At 54.8% G+C, this 20,299-nt stretch carries 24 protein-coding genes and 1 pseudogene; 19 read left to right on the top strand and 6 right to left on the bottom strand.

Annotated elements, in window-relative coordinates; all coding sequences use genetic code 11:
• Positions 1–52: 52 nt before the first annotated feature.
• Entirely contained in the window at positions 53–457 is a 405-nt protein-coding gene (locus RTY00_RS01885) for an OsmC family protein (protein WP_008101814.1), read from the top strand.
• A gap of 51 nt (positions 458–508) precedes the next feature.
• Here RTY00_RS01885 and RTY00_RS01880 read toward each other — a convergent pair whose 3' ends face one another.
• The 3 genes from RTY00_RS01880 to RTY00_RS01870 form a co-directional block, all read right to left on the bottom strand.
• The gene (locus tag RTY00_RS01880) at positions 509–1,378 is read right to left on the bottom strand and encodes a phosphoribulokinase (protein WP_008101816.1); all 870 of its coding nucleotides are present in this window, start codon (positions 1,376–1,378) and stop codon (positions 509–511) included.
• A gap of 61 nt (positions 1,379–1,439) precedes the next feature.
• Positions 1,440–1,658: a YheU family protein gene (locus RTY00_RS01875; protein ID WP_256697647.1), complete on the bottom strand. Its 219-nt coding sequence runs from the start codon at positions 1,656–1,658 to the stop codon at positions 1,440–1,442.
• A 2-nt stretch (positions 1,659–1,660) separates the two neighbouring features.
• Positions 1,661–2,677 (bottom strand): hydrolase, encoded by a 1,017-nt coding sequence (locus RTY00_RS01870; RefSeq protein ID WP_312663218.1) that lies wholly within the window; start codon positions 2,675–2,677, stop codon positions 1,661–1,663.
• A 60-nt stretch (positions 2,678–2,737) separates the two neighbouring features.
• Here RTY00_RS01870 and RTY00_RS01865 point away from each other — a divergent pair, with 60 nt between their 5' ends.
• Positions 2,738–3,340 carry a LysE family translocator gene (locus tag RTY00_RS01865; RefSeq protein ID WP_008101822.1) on the top strand — a complete coding sequence of 201 codons (603 nt, stop codon included), beginning with the start codon at positions 2,738–2,740 and terminating at the stop codon, positions 3,338–3,340.
• A gap of 1 nt (position 3,341) precedes the next feature.
• Here the strand turns inward: RTY00_RS01865 and RTY00_RS01860 are convergent, their stop codons facing one another.
• On the bottom strand, positions 3,342–4,322 hold the full coding sequence (locus tag RTY00_RS01860) for a LacI family DNA-binding transcriptional regulator (RefSeq protein WP_008101823.1): 981 nt from the start codon (positions 4,320–4,322) through the stop codon (positions 3,342–3,344).
• A gap of 233 nt (positions 4,323–4,555) precedes the next feature.
• Here RTY00_RS01860 and tauA point away from each other — a divergent pair, with 233 nt between their 5' ends.
• Genes tauA through tauD form a run of 4 tightly spaced genes read left to right on the top strand, consistent with a single transcriptional unit; the run spans position 4,556 to position 7,975 of the window.
• A complete protein-coding gene (tauA, locus tag RTY00_RS01855; RefSeq protein WP_409519110.1) occupies positions 4,556–5,536 on the top strand; it encodes a taurine ABC transporter substrate-binding protein in 981 nt (326 codons plus the stop codon).
• Positions 5,537–5,547: 11 nt separating this feature from the next.
• A complete protein-coding gene (gene tauB / locus RTY00_RS01850) occupies positions 5,548–6,315 on the top strand; it encodes a taurine ABC transporter ATP-binding subunit (RefSeq protein ID WP_277967010.1) in 768 nt (255 codons plus the stop codon).
• Positions 6,312–7,139, top strand: a complete 828-nt coding sequence (gene tauC, locus RTY00_RS01845) for a taurine ABC transporter permease TauC (RefSeq protein ID WP_008101829.1) — start codon at positions 6,312–6,314, stop codon at positions 7,137–7,139. The genes tauB and tauC overlap by 4 nt, the downstream gene beginning before the upstream one ends.
• Positions 7,136–7,975 carry a taurine dioxygenase gene (tauD, locus tag RTY00_RS01840; protein WP_154157202.1) on the top strand — a complete coding sequence of 280 codons (840 nt, stop codon included), beginning with the start codon at positions 7,136–7,138 and terminating at the stop codon, positions 7,973–7,975. Before tauC ends, tauD begins: the two co-directional genes overlap by 4 nt.
• Before the next feature lie 149 nt (positions 7,976–8,124).
• Here tauD and RTY00_RS01835 read toward each other — a convergent pair.
• A pseudogene (locus RTY00_RS01835) lies at positions 8,125–10,028 on the bottom strand (ABC transporter ATP-binding protein).
• 114 nt (positions 10,029–10,142) lie between these two features.
• On the opposite strand from RTY00_RS01835, the gene kefG reads away from it, so the two are divergent.
• The 4 genes from kefG to slyD all read left to right on the top strand — a co-directional run bounded on the left by kefG (position 10,143) and on the right by slyD (position 13,482).
• Positions 10,143–10,694, top strand: a complete 552-nt coding sequence (gene kefG / locus RTY00_RS01830; protein WP_008101835.1) for a glutathione-regulated potassium-efflux system ancillary protein KefG — start codon at positions 10,143–10,145, stop codon at positions 10,692–10,694.
• Positions 10,694–12,496, top strand: a complete 1,803-nt coding sequence (gene kefB / locus RTY00_RS01825) for a glutathione-regulated potassium-efflux system protein KefB (RefSeq protein WP_008101837.1) — start codon at positions 10,694–10,696, stop codon at positions 12,494–12,496. Before kefG ends, kefB begins: the two co-directional genes overlap by 1 nt.
• A gap of 45 nt (positions 12,497–12,541) precedes the next feature.
• Complete coding sequence (locus RTY00_RS01820; RefSeq protein WP_312663216.1) at positions 12,542–12,736, top strand: YheV family putative zinc ribbon protein; 195 nt, start codon at positions 12,542–12,544, stop codon at positions 12,734–12,736.
• A gap of 191 nt (positions 12,737–12,927) precedes the next feature.
• Positions 12,928–13,482, top strand: a complete 555-nt coding sequence (gene slyD, locus RTY00_RS01815) for a peptidylprolyl isomerase (protein WP_049851962.1) — start codon at positions 12,928–12,930, stop codon at positions 13,480–13,482.
• Between the two features lie 43 nt (positions 13,483–13,525).
• On the opposite strand, the gene RTY00_RS01810 is transcribed toward slyD, so the two are convergent.
• Positions 13,526–13,744, bottom strand: a complete 219-nt coding sequence (locus tag RTY00_RS01810) for a protein SlyX (protein ID WP_101762638.1) — start codon at positions 13,742–13,744, stop codon at positions 13,526–13,528.
• A gap of 280 nt (positions 13,745–14,024) precedes the next feature.
• Here RTY00_RS01810 and fkpA point away from each other — a divergent pair, with 280 nt between their 5' ends.
• From fkpA to RTY00_RS01765, 9 genes are all read left to right on the top strand, one after another.
• Positions 14,025–14,855, top strand: coding sequence for an FKBP-type peptidyl-prolyl cis-trans isomerase (gene fkpA, locus RTY00_RS01805; RefSeq protein WP_008102198.1), 831 nt, complete (start codon positions 14,025–14,027; stop codon positions 14,853–14,855).
• 174 nt (positions 14,856–15,029) lie between these two features.
• The gene (locus RTY00_RS01800; RefSeq protein ID WP_007886240.1) at positions 15,030–15,752 is read left to right on the top strand and encodes a transcriptional regulator; all 723 of its coding nucleotides are present in this window, start codon (positions 15,030–15,032) and stop codon (positions 15,750–15,752) included.
• On the top strand, positions 15,752–16,138 hold the full coding sequence (gene tusD / locus RTY00_RS01795) for a sulfurtransferase complex subunit TusD (protein ID WP_312663215.1): 387 nt from the start codon (positions 15,752–15,754) through the stop codon (positions 16,136–16,138). The genes RTY00_RS01800 and tusD overlap by 1 nt, the downstream gene beginning before the upstream one ends.
• Complete coding sequence (tusC, locus tag RTY00_RS01790) at positions 16,138–16,497, top strand: sulfurtransferase complex subunit TusC (protein ID WP_312663214.1); 360 nt, start codon at positions 16,138–16,140, stop codon at positions 16,495–16,497. Before tusD ends, tusC begins: the two co-directional genes overlap by 1 nt.
• 9 nt (positions 16,498–16,506) lie before the next feature.
• A complete protein-coding gene (gene tusB, locus RTY00_RS01785; protein WP_312663213.1) occupies positions 16,507–16,794 on the top strand; it encodes a sulfurtransferase complex subunit TusB in 288 nt (95 codons plus the stop codon).
• Positions 16,795–16,920: 126 nt separating this feature from the next.
• On the top strand, positions 16,921–17,295 hold the full coding sequence (gene rpsL / locus RTY00_RS01780; protein WP_006120575.1) for a 30S ribosomal protein S12: 375 nt from the start codon (positions 16,921–16,923) through the stop codon (positions 17,293–17,295).
• 96 nt (positions 17,296–17,391) lie between these two features.
• Positions 17,392–17,862, top strand: coding sequence for a 30S ribosomal protein S7 (gene rpsG, locus RTY00_RS01775; protein WP_007886246.1), 471 nt, complete (start codon positions 17,392–17,394; stop codon positions 17,860–17,862).
• Positions 17,863–17,955: 93 nt separating this feature from the next.
• Positions 17,956–20,070, top strand: coding sequence for an elongation factor G (gene fusA, locus RTY00_RS01770; RefSeq protein ID WP_256697631.1), 2,115 nt, complete (start codon positions 17,956–17,958; stop codon positions 20,068–20,070).
• 69 nt (positions 20,071–20,139) lie between these two features.
• Positions 20,140–20,299: GTP-binding protein (locus RTY00_RS01765; RefSeq protein ID WP_312663224.1), on the top strand; the 160-nt coding region annotated here is incomplete at its 3' end.

The following is a 20,299-nucleotide window of genomic DNA, read 5'->3' as shown; positions in this document are numbered from 1 at the left end:
TCAGGTGAAAGCGTACTCTGGCGGCAAAACCGCCGCTTCAGGAGAGAGAATAATGCAGGCACGAGTGAAATGGGTGGAAGGTCTTACCTTTCTCGGAGAATCCTCATCTGGCCATCAGGTATTAATGGACGGTAATTCCGGTGATAAAGCGCCAAGTCCAATGGAGATGGTGCTGATGGCCGCAGGCGGTTGTAGCGCCATTGATGTGGTATCGATCCTGCAAAAAGGGCGCAGCGATGTGGCCGATTGCGAAGTGAAACTCACCTCAGAACGCCGTGAAGAGGCACCACGCATTTTTACCACCATCAACCTGCATTTTATTGTCAGCGGCAAAGCGTTGAGCGATAAAGCGGTTGCGCGCGCGGTTGACCTGTCGGCGGAAAAATATTGCTCAGTGGCGATCATGCTCGGTAAAGGCGTGGAAATTACCCACAGTTATGAGGTTGTCGAGTTGTAATCGGTCTTAGGGGAGGCATTCATGCCTCCCTTTTCACAGCCCGCACCAAACCTATTCAATCCGCTTCCCTTCAATCAGTCGCTGTACCAGCGGCAGCATAATCAGCTCCATCGCCAATCCCATTTTGCCGCCCGGCACCACCAGCGTATTGATGTGGGAAATAAACGATCCCTGAATCATCGCCAGCAGATAGGGGAAGGCGATGCCTTCCAGACCGCGAAAATGAATCACCACGAAGCTTTCGTCCAGCGAGGGAATTTCGCGGGCGGCAAACGGGTTTGAGGTATCAACGGTCGGCACGCGCTGGAAGTTAATGTGGGTGCGCGAGAACTGCGGCGTGATGAAGTTAATGTAATCCTCCATCGAACGTACCACCGAATCCATCACCGCTTCGCGTGAATGGCCGCGCTCGCCGGTGTCACGCACCAGCTTCTGAATCCACTCAAGGTTAACAATCGGTACCACGCCAACCAGCAAATCGACATGCTCCGCCACATTTTGCTGCTGCGTGACCACGCCGCCGTGCAAGCCTTCATAAAACAGCACATCGGTGTTTTCCGGCAGCGGCTGCCACGGCGTGAACGTGCCCGGCACCTGATTCCACGGCACCGCTTCATCGTAGGTGTGCAGATATTTGCGTGATTCGCCGAGGCCGGTTTGGCCGTAATGTTTGAACGTCTGCTCCAGTAGGCCGAAGTCGTTGGCTTCCGGGCCAAAGTAGCTGATGTGGCGACCGAGATCGCGCGCTTTGCGGATCGCCATGTCCATTTCCGGACGCGTGAAGCGATGGAAACTGTCGCCCTCGAGTTCCGCCGCATGCAGGTTCAGCTGCTGGAAAATCTTACGGAAGGCGAGGCTGGTGGTGGTGGTTCCGGCGCCGCTGGAACCGGTGACGGCAATAATTGGATGCCTGGCTGACATAACAGAGCTCCCTGTGAAGTCCGGCGATGAGCATTGTTACCACGAATTGCCGCTGGGTGCATCAGCCGCGAAATTCACCCTTCGGCATAATATTGATCGATTCATGCAGTTCCGACCACACCAGCACCACGTCGCCGCGCTCCAGCTGGCGGCGCACGTCGGCGACTTTTTGCAGCAAACTGCGTTCCTGCTCGCCGTAATCGGTGCCTTCGCGTAACACGAAGGTTTCAATCAGGTTTTCCAGCGTCTCCGCTTCGAGTTGTTGCCAGGGAATAATCACTATTACACATCCAGATAAGTTGAGAGCCAGTCGGGCACGCGCTGTTCCAGCCACATTTTCGGTTTAAGCAAGGTGCCGCCGACAAAGCCGACGTGGCCGCCTTGCTGCGTCAGCTGATACTGAATGGAAGCTGACAGCTGGTCAGGTTGCGGGATCACGGCATCGGTCATAAAGGGATCGTCTTGCGCATGAATGATCAGCAGCGGTTTGCGCACGCCGGTGAGCAGCGGCATCGCGCTGGCTCGTTGATAATAGTCGTTGGCGTCAATAAAACCGTGCGCACGTGCGGTTATCGCATCATCGAACTCGCGTAAGCGGCGGAAAGCACGTAACTGGCTGAGATCGACCGGCAGCGTGCCGGGCCAGGCGCGCAGTTTACGCGTGGCGTTCTTTTTCAGCTGCGTCAGCAAATAGTGTTGGTAGAAGCGCGAAAAGCCAATGTCCAGCTTGCCGCTGCACGGTTCCAGCGCCAGCGGCGCTGAGATGGCGATGGCGGCATCAATCGGCACATCGTGACCTTGCTGACCGAGCAGGCAAGCCAGCATGTTGCCGCCCAGCGAAACGCCGACAGCGGCGGTCGGCACGCTGCCCCATTCGCGCTGCAGCCAGTTAAGGAAATAGGTGGCGTCTTCGGTTTCACCGGAGTGATAGATGCGCTTCAAGCGATTAGGTTCGCCGCTGCAGCCGCGAAAGTGCATCACCACCGCCAGCCAGCCGCGTGCCTGACACGCCTGCATCAGGCCGTGCGCATACGGGCTGCGAAAGCTGCCTTCCAGGCCGTGAAACATCACCATGCGCGGCTTGTGACGTGCCTGCGCCGGATCTTCGCTCCACGCTAAATCGACAAAATCGCCGTCCGGCAGGTCAAGACGCTGCCAGTGCGGACGCAACGTGACGCGGCGGCGCAGAATGCGCGGCAGCAGCGTTTGCAGATGCGCGTTACTGAATCCGCGCAGTGGTTTAAAGCGCTCGCCGCTGGGGCGATCAAAATAGCTTGGGTAAAGGCTTGTCTGATGCATAAGTCGCTGATAGCTTCGATGGGTTGTTCGCTTTACTGGGTGAGGAGCACCCGAATATACATGGAACTGAGTCTTTTTTTATCAATGTTAGGTTTTCTTTGGGTCGCGGCCATCACGCCCGGGCCCAATAATATGTTACTTACCGCCTCGGGTGCTAATTTTGGCTTCCTGCGCACCATACCGCTGCTCATTGGTATCATGATTGGTATGCAAGTCATGTTGCTGATGGTGGCATTTGGCATCGGCGGTCTCATCCTGCTTTACCCTTCGCTGCATCTGATCCTGAAGATTGCCGGTAGCCTTTATCTGCTGTGGCTGGCGTGGAAAATCGCCAGCGCCGAGTATGAAAAGCTGGAAACCGATGATGTGACAGTGAAGCAGATGCCGTTCTGGCAAGGCGGCTTGCTGCAGCTAATCAACCCAAAAGCCTGGCTCATGGCGCTCGGTGCGGTGGCCAGTTTCAGCCTGGCGGGCAGCGAATATCTGCATTCGGTGCTGGCGATCAGCCTCGGCATGTTCATGGTAAATGTGGTTTCCGGGGTGATCTGGATGGGCTTTGGCTCGCTGATTGGACGTCTGCTGCGCAGCCCACGCGCGTGGAAAATGTTCAATCTGGCGATGGGCTTGCTCACCGCTGCGTGCGTATTGTTGATTTGGCGCTGAGTTAACTGGAAGCGCGTTCAACGCGCTTCCACGGCAACACTTCATGTACTACCGACGAGTTGGGCTGGCGGATGCGTTGCAGCAGCAGCTGTACGCTACGCACGCCCATGCGATTCATCGGCTGCTCAATCGTCGTCAGCGGTGGATTCAGGCTGCTGGTAAAGTTGATGCCATCAAATCCCACCACCGCTAAATCTTCCGGCACGCGCAAGCCCGCTTCCAGCGCCGCGTGTATTACGCCGACCGCCAGCACATCCGACACCGCAAACACCGCATCCGGCCTTTCTGGCTGTGTCAGTAGTTCGCGCAAGGCCGCACTGCCCGACTCGCAGGTGACATTCTCGGCATAAGCTACACCGCACCAGCTGAGTTCCAGCTGTTCCAGCGCCGCGCGATATCCCTCTTCACGCTTATGCGAATAGAGGTAGCGCATATCACAGTTGACCAGCGCAATACGGCGTCGGCCTTTACTCGCCAGATAACGCACGGTTTCGAAAGCCGCTTCTTTATTATCAATCGCCACGCTTGAGGCGGCGATGGCCGGATCGTATTCGGCGCATTGTACCCAAGGCGCATCGCCAATCAATTCTTTCAGCTCCTGCAAACTACTGGCGGCATCCATGGTGATCACGCCGTCGACCACTTTGCCGGTGAGCAACGCAATGTAGGCCGCTTCGCGCCGCAGCTGCGATCCCGAGTTACACAGCAGAATGTGGTAACCCTGCGCTTCCGCTTCCGCTTCAATGCCCTGAACCACGCGCGAGCAGAACGGATTGGTGATGTCAGGGATCAGCACTAACAACATATGGCTTTGCGAGGTGCGTAGCTGGCGCGCCAGTAAGTTGGGCTGATAGTCGCAGATGTCGATGGCCGCCAGCACTTTGGCGCGCGTATCCGGGCGCACGCCGGGATTCTGGTTCAAAACCCGTGAAACGGTGGCTTTGGACACGCCAGCCAGGTGTGCGACTTTCTCAATCGACATGGATTCAGGACCGCTCGTTAAGAGTGAAAAATGAGATGTCTATCAATATCACAGCTGCTATGTGAGCGCGTGACATATTTACCGATTTCCCTTTTCTTTCCATTTGCACTTTCTGCATAGCCTTGCCCGATGTTGATCTAAGAACGGATCGTCATTAGGGATAATTTTTAATTCCTTTATGAAATTACTCTTGCTGGAGAAACTGCGCAGACAAAAACACATTGGGGTGAATGATGATGGCGATGAAAAAAACAATAACGGCGGTCGCAGCGGCTCTGGCCCTGATGGCGTTCCAGGCGCAAGCGGTCAACGTTACCGTGGCGTATCAGACGTCGGCGGAACCAGCCAAAGTGGCGCAGGCGGATAATACCTTCGCCAAAGAGAGCGGTGCTACCGTCGACTGGCGCAAATTTGATAGCGGAGCCAGCGTGTTGCGTGCTCTGGCATCGGGCGACGTACAGATTGGTAATATCGGTTCCAGCCCGCTGGCGGTCGCCGCCACGCAAAAGCTGCCGATTGAAGCTTTCCTGCTGGCCTCTCAGCTCGGTAACTCCGAAGCGCTGGTGGTGAAGAAAACCATCAAAGATCCCAAAGACCTGATTGGCAAGCGCATCGCCGTGCCGTTCATCTCGACTACGCATTACAGCTTCCTCGCCGCGCTCAAGCATTGGGGCATCAAGCCTTCGCAAGTGACCTTAGTCAACCTACAGCCACCGGCGATTATTGCCGCCTGGAAACGCGGTGACATTGACGGTGCTTACGTCTGGTCTCCGGCGGTCAATGAGCTGGAAAAAGATGGCAATGTGCTGACGGATTCTTCGCAGGTTGGCAAGTGGGGCGCGCCAACGCTCGATGTGTGGGTGGTGCGTAAAGACTTCGCGCAGCAGCATCCAGAAATCGTCACCGCCTTTGCCCGCAGCGCCGTTGAAGCGCAACAAGCTTATATTGCCAATCCCGAGCAATGGCTGAAGCAGTCAGACAACCTGAGCAAGCTGGCGCGCCTGAGCGGTGTATCCGAAGCGGATGTGCCGGTGCTGGTGAAAGGCAACACCTATCTCACCGCGCAGCAGCAGGTTGAGCAGCTCGGCAAGCCGGTGAACAAGGCGATTGTCGATACCGCCGGCTTCCTGAAAGAGCAGGGCAAAGTGCCAGAAGCGGATAGCGATTACAGCAGCTTCGTTACCACGCGCTTCGTTGCCCCCTTAGCGAAATAACCGGAGGTCGTATGCTTAACATCACCAACCTCAATGCGCGTTACGCCGGACAACCCGCGCTGCAGGACATCAACCTGCAGCTGGGCAGCCGAGACCTGCTGGTGGTGTTAGGCCCTTCCGGCTGTGGCAAAACCACGCTGCTGAACCTCATCGCCGGCTTTCTGCCGCTGGAATCCGGCAGCATTACGCTGGATGGCAAAAAGGTGGAAGGGCCGGGCGCGGAACGCGGCGTGGTATTTCAGAATGAAGGCTTGCTGCCGTGGCGCAACGTGATTGATAACGTTTCGTTCGGCTTGCAACTGGCGGGGATGGCGAAGGCGGAACGCCATACCATTGCACGCCGTTTGATCCGCAAAGTAGGACTGGAAGGTGCAGAAAAGCGTTTTATCTGGCAGCTCTCTGGGGGTCAACGTCAGCGCGTGGGCATTGCGCGTGCGCTGGCGGCTGATCCTCAGTTGCTGCTGTTAGATGAGCCGTTCGGTGCCCTGGACGCCTTTACCCGCGAACAGATGCAAACTCTGCTGCTAACGCTGTGGCGTGATACCGGCAAACAGATTCTGCTGATTACCCATGACATCGAAGAAGCGGTGTTCCTTGCCAGCGAACTGGTGCTGCTGTCGCCGGGACCGGGCCGCGTGGTCGAGCGTTTGAAACTCGACTTCGGCCAGCGCTTCGCCGCCGGGGAACCGTGCCGCAGCATCAAATCCGATCCGGCGTTTATCGAACGTCGCGAATATGTACTGAATCAGGTGTTTTCCCAGCGTGAGGCGTTTATATGAGTGCGGTGATTGATGAGAAAACCCAAGCGCGTCGTCGCGGATTGCGCTGGCCGTTCTCGCGCCAGTTCTCACTCAGCCTGCTCAGCGTTGGCCTGTTGCTGCTGTTGTGGTGGGCGATAACCGCGCTCGGCTTAGTGGCGCCGCTGTTTTTACCGCCGCCGCAAGTGGTGCTACAGAAGCTGATCTTGATTGCCAGCCCGCAAGGCTTTATGGATGCCACGCTTTGGCAGCATTTGGGCGCCAGCCTGGCGCGAATGCTGGTGGCGCTGTTCTTTGCTGCGCTGATTGGCATTCCGGTCGGGATTGCCATGGGGCTGAGCCCGGCGATTCGCGGCTTGCTTGATCCGCTAATCGAACTTTATCGCCCGGTGCCGCCGCTGGCCTATCTGCCGCTGATGGTGATTTGGTTTGGCATCGGCGAAACCTCGAAGATTTTACTGATTTATCTGGCGATTTTCGCGCCGGTGACCTTATCGACGCTGGCGGGTGTGAAGAATGCCCAGCAGGTACGGATTCGCGCGGCACAGGCGCTGGGCGCATCGCGCTGGCAGCTGCTGCGCTTTGTGATTCTGCCCGGCGCGCTGCCGGAAATCCTCACCGGCTTACGCATTGGTCTCGGCGTAGGTTGGTCAACGCTGGTGGCGGCGGAACTGATTGCCGCTACGCGTGGACTTGGCTTTATGGTGCAGTCGGCCGGTGAGTTCCTTGCCACCGACGTGGTGCTGGCCGGTATCGCCGTGATTGCCCTGATTGCTTTTGGCTTAGAACTGGGTCTGCGCGCCTTGCAGCGCCGACTTACGCCCTGGAATGGAGAACAGCAATGAACGAACGACTTTCTTTTACCGCTTTGGGCCCGAATATCGGGGCGCAGGTTAGCGATGTCGATCTCAGCCGTCCGCTGAGCGATGCCCAGTTTGAACAGCTTTATCATGGCCTGCTGCGCCATCAGGTGCTGTTCCTGCGCAATCAGGTAATTACCCCGGAACAGCAGCGCGCACTGGCGATTCGCTTTGGCGATCTGCATATCCATCCGGTCTATCCGCATGCGGAAGGAGTGGAGGAGATCATCGTGCTGGATACCCATCAGGATAATCCGCCGGATAACGACAACTGGCACACCGATGTCACCTTTATTCAAACGCCACCGGCGATTGCGATTCTGGCTTCGAAGCTGCTGCCGGAAAGCGGCGGCGATACCTTGTGGTCAACCGGCATTGCGGCCTATGAAGCGCTGTCTGAGCCATTTAAGACGCTGTTGAATGGGCTGCAGGCGGAGCACGACTTTAAGAAGTCGTTCCAGGAGTACAAATACCGTAAAACCGAAGAAGAGCATCAGCGCTGGCAGCAAGCGGTTGCCAAGAATCCGCCGGTGCAGCATCCGGTGATCCGTACGCATCCGGTCAGCGGACGCAAGGCGCTGTTTGTGAATGAAGGTTTTACTACGCGTTTGCTGGGCTTAAGCGAAAAAGAGAGCGATGCGCTGCTTAACTTCCTGTTCTGGCATAGCGCTAAACCGGAGTTCCAGGTGCGCTGGCGCTGGCAGGAGAATGATGTGGCGATCTGGGATAACCGCGTGACGCAGCATTATGCCAATGCGGATTATTATCCGGCGCGGAGAGTGATGCATCGTGCGACGGTGTTGGGGGATAAGCCGTTTTAAAACGTCCGTAGCTTGCTGCGATGGCGTTGCTGCGGCCCGCCATGATGCTCACATACTCATGTATGCTCCGCTCATGGCTGGCCTTGCGCCTTATCTCGCTACGCTACGATCGTTTTAAGTGCAGTAAAATTTTTCGTTGTTAACTATTATTAACTCGCCAGCATCTGCTCCAGCTGTTCCTGCGCATCCAGCCACGCCATTTCGACCTCTTCCAGCGCGGCTTTACTCTCGGCCTGACGCTGCAACGCCACGTTCAAATCGGCTTTACGGCTCTGATCGTAAATCGCGCTGTCGGCTAACTGCGCTTCGGCATCGCTGAGCTGGCTCTGCCACTTCGCCATCTGCTTCTCAAGCTTTTCGATCTCTTTGCGCAGCGGCTGCGTTTGTGCACGCAGTTCGGCGTCGCGGCGTTTCTGGTCTTTACGGGATTGTGCGCTGTTGCCATTATCCTGCTTCGGTGCGGCATCCTGTTGCGCTTGCTGCTTCTGCAGATCGCTCAGCCACTGCTGATAATCTTCCAGATCGCCTTCAAACACATCGACCTTGCCGTCGTGCACCAGATAGAGATCGTCGGTGGTGGCGCGCAGCAGATGACGATCGTGCGAGACCACCACCAACGCGCCTTCGAAATCAATCAGCGCTTCGGTCAGCGCCTGACGCATATCGAGATCGAGGTGGTTAGTTGGTTCATCAAGCAGAAGCAGGTTCGGGCGCTGCCAGACAATCAATGCCAGCACCAGACGTGCTTTTTCACCGCCGGAGAAACGTTCAGTGATTTCGCTGACTTTATCGCCCTGGAAGCCGAAACCGCCAAGATAGTCGCGCAGCTGCTGCTCAAGCACTTTCGGCGCGATGCGTGACAAATGCTGCAACGGTGATTCATCGGCGCGCAGATATTCCAGCTGATGCTGGGCGAAGTAGCCGAGCTTAATGCCTTTCGCCAGACCGACTTTGCCATCCAGCGCCTCAAGCTCACCGGCGAGCAGTTTAATTAACGTCGATTTACCCGCGCCGTTACGGCCCAGCAGGCCAATACGCGAACCCGGCACAAGGTTGAGTTTGATGGCGTCGAGAATGATGCGCTCGCCATAACCGGCGGTGACGCGCTCCATTTTCAGTAACGGATTTGGCAAGCTTTCTGGCGCGCGGAAACTGAAGCTGAATGGGTTATCGACGTGCGCCGGCGCAATCAGCTCCATGCGCTCCAGCATTTTGATGCGGCTCTGCGCCTGCTTCGCTTTGGTGGCCTGCGCGCGGAAGCGATCGATATACTTCTGCAGGTGCGCCACTTTTTCCTGCTGGCTCTGGAACAGCGCCTGCTGCTGCGCCAGCTTGGCGACGCGTTGACGTTCGAACGAGCTGTAGTTGCCGGTGTATTCAAACATCGTTTGCTGTTCGATGTGGATGATCTTATCGACCACCGGATCGAGGAAGTCGCGGTCGTGCGAAATCAGCACCAGCGTACCTTCGTAGCTTTTCAGCCAGCGCTCAAGCCAGATCACTGCATCGAGATCGAGGTGGTTAGTCGGTTCATCCAGCAGCAGCAGATCGGAACGGCACACCAGCGCCTGCGCGAGGTTGAGGCGCATGCGCCAGCCACCGGAGAAATCGCTCACCGGCCGCATTAGTTGTTCCTGGCTAAAGCCCAAACCGTGCAACAAACTTGAGGCGCGAGCAGGTATGCTCCACGCCTAATCGCGTCTAGCTTGCCGTGCACCAAGGCGATGGCGTTGCCATCGTTGCGCGCATTGGCGTCGGCTAATTCGGATTCAAGCTGACGATATTCACGGTCGCCGTCGATAACATACTCCAGCGCGGGTTTGCTCAGCGCCGGGGTTTCCTGATTGACCCACGCCAGCGCCCAGTTGCTCGGGAAGGTGGCGTTACCTGCATCGCTGCTGATTTCGCCCTTCAGCAATGACAGCAGCGTCGATTTGCCGCAGCCGTTTTTACCCACTAAGCCCACTTTCTGGCCTGGGTTAATGGTGGCTGTTGCGTTATCCAGCAGCACGTTGGTGCCGCGGCGAATTTGTAGTGCTGAAAAGACAATCATAAGCGCCGTATCGTCAGAATATGTTAATTTACCGGCAACATAATTCGATAAAATTTGTTGCGTCGAGCATGGTAGCGGAATTCCTGTGCCGTGACGACGCTTTGGAGGGGAACGATGTCGCAGCCACCCAAAATATTGCTGCTTTACGCCCATCCGGAATCACAGGATTCGATTGCTAATCGGGTTTTGCTGCAGTCGGCTATGGAACTGGACCACGTCACGGTGCACGATTTATACGCCCACTATCCGGATTTCTTTATTGATATTCACCATGAGCAACAGTTGCTGCGCGAACATCAAATCGTTGTATTCCAACATCCACTTTATACCTACAGCTGCCCGGCGCTCCTGAAGGAGTGGCTGGATCGTGTGCTGTCGCGCGGCTTTGCCAGCGGTCCGGATGGCAATGCGCTGGAAGGAAAATACTGGCGCAGCGTGGTGACCACCGGCGAACCGGAAGCGGCGTATCACCATAGCGGCCTGAATCGCTATCCGATGAGTGACATTATGCGTCCGTTTGAGCTGACGGCGCAGATGTGTCGCATGCACTGGATGACGCCGATGGTGATTCACTGGGCGCGTCGGCAGACGCCGGAAGTGATGCGTAATTTTGCGCGAGCGTACGGCGACTGGCTGGCTTCACCGCTGCCGCAAGGAGGTGTGTGATGGAAGGCGAAACGTTACTGACGGCGGGCGTCATTTATCTGGTTGCGGCGGTGCTGATTGTGCCGATTGCGGCGCGTCTCGGCATTGGTGCGGTGCTGGGCTATCTGCTGGCCGGTATTGCGATTGGTCCGTGGGGATTGGGTTTCATCAGCGACGTTGAGGAGATTCTGCACTTCTCCGAACTCGGCGTGGTGTTCCTGATGTTCATCATCGGGCTGGAACTGAACCCGTCGAAACTCTGGGCGCTGCGCCGTTCTATCTTTGGCGTGGGTGCCGCTCAGGTGCTGATCTCCGCCGCTATTCTCGGCGGATTGCTGTGGCTGACCGACTTTAGCTGGCAGGCGGCGGTGATTGGCGGGATTGGCCTGGCGATGTCATCCACGGCGATGGCGCTGCAGCTGATGCGCGATAAAGGCATGAACCGCAGTGAATCGGGACAGCTCGGTTTCTCGGTGTTGCTGTTCCAGGATTTGGCGGTGATCCCCGCGTTGGCGCTGGTTCCACTGCTGGCGGGCGGCGACAGCGGTCACGTTGACTGGTTGAAAGTCGGGATGAAAGTGCTGGCGTTCGGCGGGATGCTGATTGGTGGTCGTTATCTGCTGCGCCCAATTCTGCGCTTTATTGCTGCATCCGGCGTACGCGAAGTGTTTACTGCCGCGTCGCTGCTGCTGGTGCTGGGTTCGGCGCTGTTTATGGACGCGCTCGGCCTGTCGATGGCTCTCGGTACTTTTATCGCCGGTATTCTGTTGGCGGAAAGTGAATATCGTCACGAGCTGGAAGTGGCCATCGAGCCGTTCAAAGGCTTGCTGCTGGGCTTGTTCTTTATTTCGGTTGGCATGGCGCTGAATCTCGGCGTGCTCTATACCCACATCACTGAAATTTTGCTGGGCGTGCTGATTCTGGTGACGGTGAAAACGTTGGTGCTGTATGTGCTGGGGCGCATTTATGGCCTGCGCAGTTCAGAGCGCCAGCAGTTTGCCGGTGTGTTAAGTCAGGGCGGCGAGTTTGCCTTTGTACTGTTCTCAGCGGCGTCTTCGGCCAAAATGTTCAGCGGCGACCAAATGCCGCTGCTGCTGGTGACGGTGACGCTGTCGATGATGACCACGCCGCTGCTGATGAACGGCATCGACCGTTTACTGGCGCATCGCTTTAATGAACCCGATGAAAATGCCGAGAAGCACTTTGTCGAGGACGATCAGCCGCAGGTCATTGTGGTGGGCTTTGGTCGTTTTGGTCAGGTGGTTGGTCGTTTGCTGATGGCCAACAACAAACGCATTACGGTGCTTGAGCGTGATATCTCGGCGGTGAGCCTGATGCGTAAATATGGCTATAAGGTTTATTATGGCGACGCCACCGAGCTGGAGCTGCTGCGTGCAGCGGGCGCGGAGAATGCGCAATCCATCGTCATTACCTGTAACGATCCGGAAGATTCGATGACCATCGTGCAGCTGTGTCAACAGCACTTCCCGCAGTTGGAAATCCTGGCGCGCGCGCGTGGACGTGTTGAGGCGCACGAACTGTTGCAGGCGGGCGTCACGCTGTTCTCACGTGAGACGTTCTCCAGTGCGCTGGAGCTGGGCCGCAAAACGCTGATCTCGCTGGGCATGCATCCGCATCAGGCGCAGCGCGCACAGCAGCATTTCCGTCGTCTGGATATGCGCATGCTGCGTGAGCTGGTGCCAAGCCATGATGACAGCGCGCAGGTTTCACGTGTGCGTGAGGCGCGGCGCGAGCTGGAGGATATCTTCCAGCGCGAAATGCAGCACGAAAAACGCCAGTTCGACGGCTGGGATGACGAGTAGATCTATACTTACTTAATCCGTTCATTAACGACGGCAGGAAACAGTATGCGTAAACGCTTTATAGCCGGTGCGGTTTGTCCAAAGTGCCAGGCAAAAGATACCTTGGCGTTGTGGCGTGAAAACAACGTTGAAGTGGTGGAGTGTGTTCAGTGCAGTCATCAGATGCGTGAGGCTGACAAGCAGGTGCGCGATCAGGTTCGCACTAATGAGCAAGTAATCGGAGTTTTTCATCCTGAGTAGCGCAATGGCGCAGCTTTTTTTAAGCTTGAACTTACAGCGGGATTGAATTCCGCTACAATCGGCGCCATTAACGCTGAGCAGTATGCCGCAACACTATTGGCATCCTCAGTCTTGAACCTTTCTGGTTGGTTTATTGCACGCAAAATTGACCAATGGGACGGGATCTTAGTTCTCAACGGTTAGGAGATATCATGAAAGTAGCAAAAGACCTGGTGGTGAGCCTGGCGTATCAGGTTCGTACCGAAGACGGTGTGTTGGTTGACGAGTCACCGGTGAGTGCACCGTTGGACTATCTGCACGGTCATGGTTCCCTGATTTCTGGTCTGGAAAAAGCGCTGGAAAATCATGATGTAGGCGATAAGTTTGACGTGCATATCCCGGCGAATGACGCTTACGGTCAATACGATGACAACCTCGTACAGCGCGTACCAAAAGACGTGTTTATGGGCGTTGATGAACTGCAGGTTGGCATGCGCTTCCTGGCAGAAACCGATCAAGGTCCAGTACCGGTTGAAATTACCGAAGTTGAAGATGAGCACGTAGTGGTTGATGGTAACCACATGCTGGCCGGTCAGAACCTGAACTTCAACGTGGAAGTTGTGGCGATTCGCGCAGCGACCGAAGAAGAGCTTGCGCACGGTCACGTGCATGGCGCAGATGGTCATCATCACGATCATGACCACGACCATGGTCACGATCACGGCCAGGGCGGCTGTGGCACTGGCGGTTGCGGTTGCAGCCACTAATCAGTGTGATGCTGGCGAGGCCACCTTCGGGTGGCCTTTCTTTTTAGTAATGCGGCGGTGGGGTTTCTTCGGCTTGCGAGGCAATCATCGACGGCGCGCTATCTTTCACTTTATCGATTAACAGACGCACTTGCTCGCGCAGTCTGATCATCTCAAGCTCATGCTGAACCACCGTTTGATTGAGCTGATCGATGGTGTATTCCTGAAAAGCCAGCTTGCTCTCCAGCGCCTCAAGGCGTTGTTCCCATTCTGTTGGTTGCATGATCTTTCCTCATCTTGCGGTGCTGCGCGTTAGTCTGTTTCGGGCGTGATTCTACGGCCTTTCACTTCAGAATCACCTGATATTTTACCTTTCCGCGTCATGCTGCATTGAAACGGCGCATAACGCCTATATCTCTGATGAAACTTCCTGAAGCAAAAAAGGTCGGAGGTTGAACGGGTAATTACATTGTGGGAGTGTTCGCCGCTGCCACGTAAAGTTATAGTGTGGGCCTCAGTCCGCAATGATTCCCGAGGTTAGAGGCTTCGGTTTTGGAGAAAGGATGAATTCACTGTTTAAAGTCACATTGTTAGCTACCACCATGGCCTTCGCGCTGAATGCACCGCTGGCAATGGCAGCAGAAACCGCCGCTGCTCCAGCAGACGCCGCTCAGGCCGCGCCGCAAGCACCGAAAAATGCTGCCTTCAAAAACGAAGATCAGCAATCAGCCTATGCACTTGGCGCGTCCCTTGGTCGCTACATGGACAACTCTCTGAAGGAACAAGAGAAGCTGGGCATCAAACTGGATAAAGATCAGTTGATCGCGGGTGTTCAGGACGCCTTTGGCGGCAAGAGCAAACTCTCTGATCAAGAGATCGAGCAAACCCTGCAGGCCTTTGAAGGCCGCGTGAAAGGTGCAGCTCAGGCGAAGATGGAAAAAGACGCGAAAGAGAACTCCGATAAGGGCTCTGCTTACGCTGACAAATTCGCTAAAGAAAAAGGCGTGAAGAAAACCGAATCTGGCCTGCTGTATCAGGTAGAGAAAGAAGGTACCGGTGATGTGCCTAAAGACAGCGACACTGTGGTGGTGAACTACAAAGGTACGCTGATCGACGGAACCGAGTTCGATAACTCGTATACTCGTGGCGAGCCGCTTTCGTTCCGTCTGGACGGTGTGATTCCGGGCTGGACCGAAGGTCTGAAGCACGTGAAGAAAGGCGGCAAGATCAAGCTGGTGATCCCACCGAACCTGGCTTACGGCAAAAATGGCGTTCCGGGTATTCCGGCTAACTCCACGCTGGTGTTCGATGTTGAACTGCTCGACATCAAACCCGCGCCGAAAGCGGATGAAAAAGCGCAGGCTCCAGTCGCTGGCGATCAGAAAGCGCAGTAATCTGAACTTTCTGCACCACGCCGCCTACGGGCGGCGTTTTTATTTCGGAGATAGAGGTAAAGGTCTGGCTAAAGACCATGACATTTGCCAGACTAACGCCTGCTTAACTATCACCATATGAGTCTGCCCCAATGCTGTCGAGACAGGCTCCAGCCATTTAGGGTAATGTCTTCGATGTCTAATCCATTCAATCCCGGTGAACTGACTGACTTCGATTTACTGGAGCAACGTCCGTTCGAGCAAGCAGACTACGATATCCTCAAATCATACGAAGCCGTTGTCGATGGCCTGGCGATGCTGATTGGCTCGCACTGCGAAATCGTGTTGCACTCGCTGGAAGATTTGAAGTGTTCTGCGGTGCGTATCGCCAACGGTGAACATACCGGGCGTAAAGTGGGTTCGCCGATTACCGATTTGGCCCTGCGTATGCTGCACGATATGCACGGTGCAGACAGCAATGTCTCCAGAGCCTACTTCACGCGCGCGAAAAGCGGCGTGCTGATGAAATCGGTCACTATCGCGATTCGTAATCGTCAGCAGCGCGTCATTGGCTTGCTGTGCATCAACATGAACCTCGACGTTCCGTTCTCGCAAATTATGTCGACCTTTATGCCGCCGGAAATGCAGCAGGTGGATTCCAACGTCAACTTTGCCAGCTCGGTGGAAGATTTGGTGATGCAGACGCTGGAGTTCGCGATTGAAGAAGTGAGTGCTGACCGTAACGTCTCCAACAATGCCAAGAATCGCCAGATCGTGCTCAATATGTATGAGAAGGGCATCTTCGACATTAAAGACGCGATTAACCAGGTGGCTGACCGCCTCAATATCTCCAAGCACACCGTTTACCTCTATATTCGCCAGTTTAAAAGCGGTGATTTTCAGGGGCAGGATCGCTGATGCGCTACACCTTGCTGGTCACCGGACCGGCATACGGCACGCAACATGCCAGCAGCGCGTTGCTGTTTGCCCGTGCGTTAGTTAAGGCCGGACATCAGCTGGAGAGCGTGTTCTTCTATCGTGAAGGCGTGTTGAACGCTAACCAACTGAGCGCGCCGGCCAGCGATGAAGTGGATATGGTGCGTGAATGGCAGCAGCTGCACGCTGAAAGTGGCGCCGCGTTGAATATCTGCGTGGCGGCTGCATTACGGCGTGGCGTAACCGACGCGCAGGAAGCCGCGCGCTTACAACTGGCGGGCAGCAATTTACAGCCAGGTTTTGAACTCAGCGGTTTGGGCGCACTGGCTGAAGCCGCGCTGAGCTGCGATCGTCTGGTGCAATTCTAATGAACCGCGTGGCGTTTCTTTTTACTCAGGCACCGCACGGAAGTAGTGCGGGCAGGGAAGGGCTCGATGCTGTGCTGGCAACGGGCGCGTTAAGTGATGATATCGGTCTGTTCTTTATCGGTGATGGCGTGCTGCAGCTCAATCACGACCAGCATCCCGAGCAGATTCTGGCGCGCAACTACATCGCGACCTTTGGCGTGCTGGAACTTTACGATATCGACCAGTGTTTTGTCTGCGCCGATTCATTGTTGGCGCGCGGACAAAATTTGGCGGCTGAACGTGTGTTGGCTGCAGAGGTGCTGGATGCTGCATCGCTGCGCGAGAAGCTGGCTACTTATCATCGTGTTATTCGATTCTGAGAACTGATCATGCTTTACACGTTGCTGCAATCTCCCTGGCAATGCGATCTCGATAGTCTGCTGCTTTTATTGCAGGAAGGCGACGATCTGCTTTTATTGCAAGATGGCGTAACTGCTGCTTTGGCTGGCAGCCAGATGTTAACCAGGCTCAGCGCATCGCCAGCTACGCTGTGGGTCTTAGAAGAAGATGTGGTGGCGCGCGGCCTGGTTGAGCAAATTTCGACCAAAGTAGCACATTTAGACTATACTGGTTTCGTTGCGATGACAGCGAAGCACCAACAACAAGTGGCCTGGTAAGAGCGAAAACCTGGTTATTTCTTGACACCCTTTTGACACAGCCCTAAAATTCTGCCTCCTCGTAGTAATACGAGGCGATTTATTACGTGTTTACGAAGCAAAAAGCTAAATCCCAGGAGCTATTTAATGGCAACAGTTAACCAGCTGGTTCGCAAACCACGCGTACGCAAAGTTGCAAAGAGCAACGTGCCTGCGCTGGAAGCTTGCCCGCAGAAACGTGGTGTATGTACTCGTGTGTACACCACTACCCCTAAAAAACCAAACTCAGCACTGCGTAAAGTTTGCCGTGTGCGTTTGACTAACGGTTTTGAAGTTACCTCCTACATCGGCGGTGAAGGTCATAACCTGCAGGAGCACTCAGTGATCCTGATCCGTGGCGGTCGTGTTAAAGACTTGCCAGGTGTGCGTTACCACACCGTTCGTGGCGCGCTGGACTGCTCAGGTGTTAAAGACCGTAAGCAGTCACGCTCCAAGTACGGCGTGAAGAAGCCAAAGGCTTAATGGTTCTCCGTTAAGTAAGGCCAAACGTTTTAACTTAAATGTCAAACTAAACTCGTAGAGTTTTGGACAATCCTGAATTAACAACGGAGTATTTCCATGCCACGTCGTCGCGTCATTGGTCAGCGTAAAATTCTGCCGGATCCTAAGTTCGGATCAGAGCTGCTGGCTAAATTTGTAAATATCCTGATGGTAGATGGTAAAAAATCTACTGCTGAATCTATCGTCTATACCGCGCTTGATACCCTGGCTCAACGCGCTGGTAAAGATGGCCTGGAAGCGTTCGAGGTTGCTCTCGAAAACGTACGTCCGACTGTCGAAGTTAAGTCACGTCGCGTTGGTGGTTCTACCTACCAGGTTCCAGTTGAAGTCCGTCCGGTTCGTCGTAATGCCCTGGCAATGCGTTGGATCGTAGAAGCTGCTCGTAAACGCGGTGATAAATCTATGGCTCTCCGCCTGGCGAACGAACTTTCTGATGCTGCAGAGAACAAAGGTACTGCAGTTAAGAAACGTGAAGACGTTCACCGCATGGCTGAAGCCAACAAGGCGTTCGCACACTACCGCTGGTAACAGCAAGGTAGTTGTTATAAACCCAGCGGGCGTCCCAGTGACTCACCTGCTGGGCTTTTTTAACTTAGAACGTCTCAGAATCAGAGGAATCAAATGGCTCGTAAAACACCCATTGAGCGCTACCGTAACATTGGTATCAGTGCGCACATCGACGCCGGTAAGACTACAACTACCGAACGTGTTCTGTTCTACACCGGTGTAAACCACAAAATCGGTGAAGTTCATGACGGCGCAGCAACCATGGACTGGATGGAGCAGGAGCAGGAACGTGGTATTACCATCACGTCCGCTGCGACTACCTGTTTCTGGTCTGGTATGGCTAAGCAGTTTGAACCACACCACGTAAACATCATCGACACCCCGGGACACGTTGACTTCACCATCGAAGTTGAGCGTTCTATGCGTGTGCTTGATGGCGCAGTAATGGTTTACTGTGCAGTTGGTGGTGTTCAGCCACAGTCTGAAACCGTATGGCGCCAGGCTAACAAATATAAAGTTCCACGCATCGCGTTCGTTAACAAAATGGACCGCATGGGTGCTAACTTCCTGAAAGTTGTTGAGCAGATGCAAGTGCGTCTGGGTGCAAACCCAGTTCCACTTCAGCTGGCTATCGGCGCAGAAGAAGGTTTCACCGGTGTTGTTGACCTGGTGAAAATGAAAGCGATCAACTGGAACGATGCCGATCAGGGCGTTACCTTCGTTTACGAAGATATCCCAGCTGATATGCAAGAACTGGCTGAAGAATGGCGTGCGAAGCTGGTTGAAGCCGCTGCTGAAGGTTCTGATGAGCTGATGGAGAAATTCTTCGGCGGTGAAGAACTGACAGAAGAAGAGATCAAAACTTCTCTGCGTAAGCGCGTTCTGAAAAACGAAATCATCCTGGTTACCTGTGGTTCTGCATTTAAGAACAAAGGTGTTCAGGCGATGCTGGATGCGGTAGTTGAATACCTGCCAGCACCGACTGACGTTACCGCGATTAACGGTATGCTGGACGACGGTAAAGACACGCCGGCTGAGCGTCATTCCGATGACAAAGAGCCGTTTGCTGCGCTGGCGTTCAAAATCGCTACCGACCCGTTTGTTGGTAACCTGACCTTCTTCCGCGTTTACTCTGGTGTTGTTAACACCGGTGACACCGTGTACAACCCGGTTAAGTCAAACCGTGAGCGTCTGGGCCGTATCGTTCAGATGCACGCGAACAAACGTGAAGAGATCAAGGAAGTTCGTGCAGGCGATATCGCCGCTGCGATCGGTCTGAAAGACGTAACCACTGGTGACACCCTGTGTGACCCAGACAACGTCATCATTCTTGAGCGTATGGAATTCCCTGAGCCGGTAATCTCTATCGCCGTTGAGCCGAAAACCAAAGCTGACCAGGAAAAAATGGGTCTGGCTCTGGGTCGTCTGGCGAAGGAAGATCCATCATTCCGCGTATGGACTGATGAAGAAACCAACCAGACCATCATCGCTGGTATGGGTGAGCTGCACCTCGACATCATCGTTGACCGCATGAAGCGTGAATTCAACGTTGAAGCGAACGTCGGTAAACCTCAGGTTGCTTACCGTGAAGCGATTCGCGCGAAAGTTACCGATATCGAAGGTAAACACGCCAAGCAGTCTGGTGGTCGTGGTCAGTACGGTCATGTTGTTATCGACATGTACCCACTGGAACCAGGTGTGAACCCGAAAGGTTACGAATTTGTCAACGATATCAAGGGCGGTGTGATTCCAACTGAATACATCCCTGCGGTTGATAAAGGTCTCCAGGAGCAGCTGAAATCAGGTCCACTGGCTGGTTATCCGGTAGTTGATCTGGGTGTTCGTCTGCACTTCGGTTCATACCATGATGTCGACTCCTCTGAGCTGGCGTTTAAACTGGCTGCATCTTTGGCCTTTAAAGATGGCTTTAAGAAAGCACAACCAGTGCTGCTTGAGCCAATCATGAAGGTTGAAGTAGAGACTCCGGAAGAGAACACCGGTGACGTTATCGGTGACCTTAGCCGTCGTCGTGGTATGCTCAAAGGACAGGAATCTAACGCTACTGGCGTTCAGATCCATGCTGAAGTTCCGCTGTCTGAAATGTTCGGATATGCAACCCAGCTGCGTTCTCTGACCAAAGGCCGTGCTTCTTACTCCATGGAGTTCCTGAAGTACGATGATGCGCCGAACAACGTCGCTCAGGCCGTTATTGAAGCTCGTAGCAAATAAGCTACGGTTTAAAAATTGTGAACTGATGCCTTCATGACTCATGAAGGCACAACGTAAGGAATTATCGCCATGGCGAAAGAGCAATTTCAGCGTAACAAACTGCACGTAAACGTCGGCACCATCGGTCACGTTGACCATGGTAAAACCACTCTGACTGCAGCAATCACCACCGTTCTGGCTAAAACCTACGGCGGTAAGGCAAGCAAATTCGACGAGATCGATAAAGCGC

This window comes from Pantoea sp. CTOTU49201 (genome assembly GCF_032054795.1).
Lineage (GTDB): Bacteria > Pseudomonadota > Gammaproteobacteria > Enterobacterales > Enterobacteriaceae > Pantoea > Pantoea symbiotica.
The sequence above is the reverse complement of the archived record's forward strand: the minus strand, read 5'-3'. Positions and strand labels throughout refer to the sequence as shown.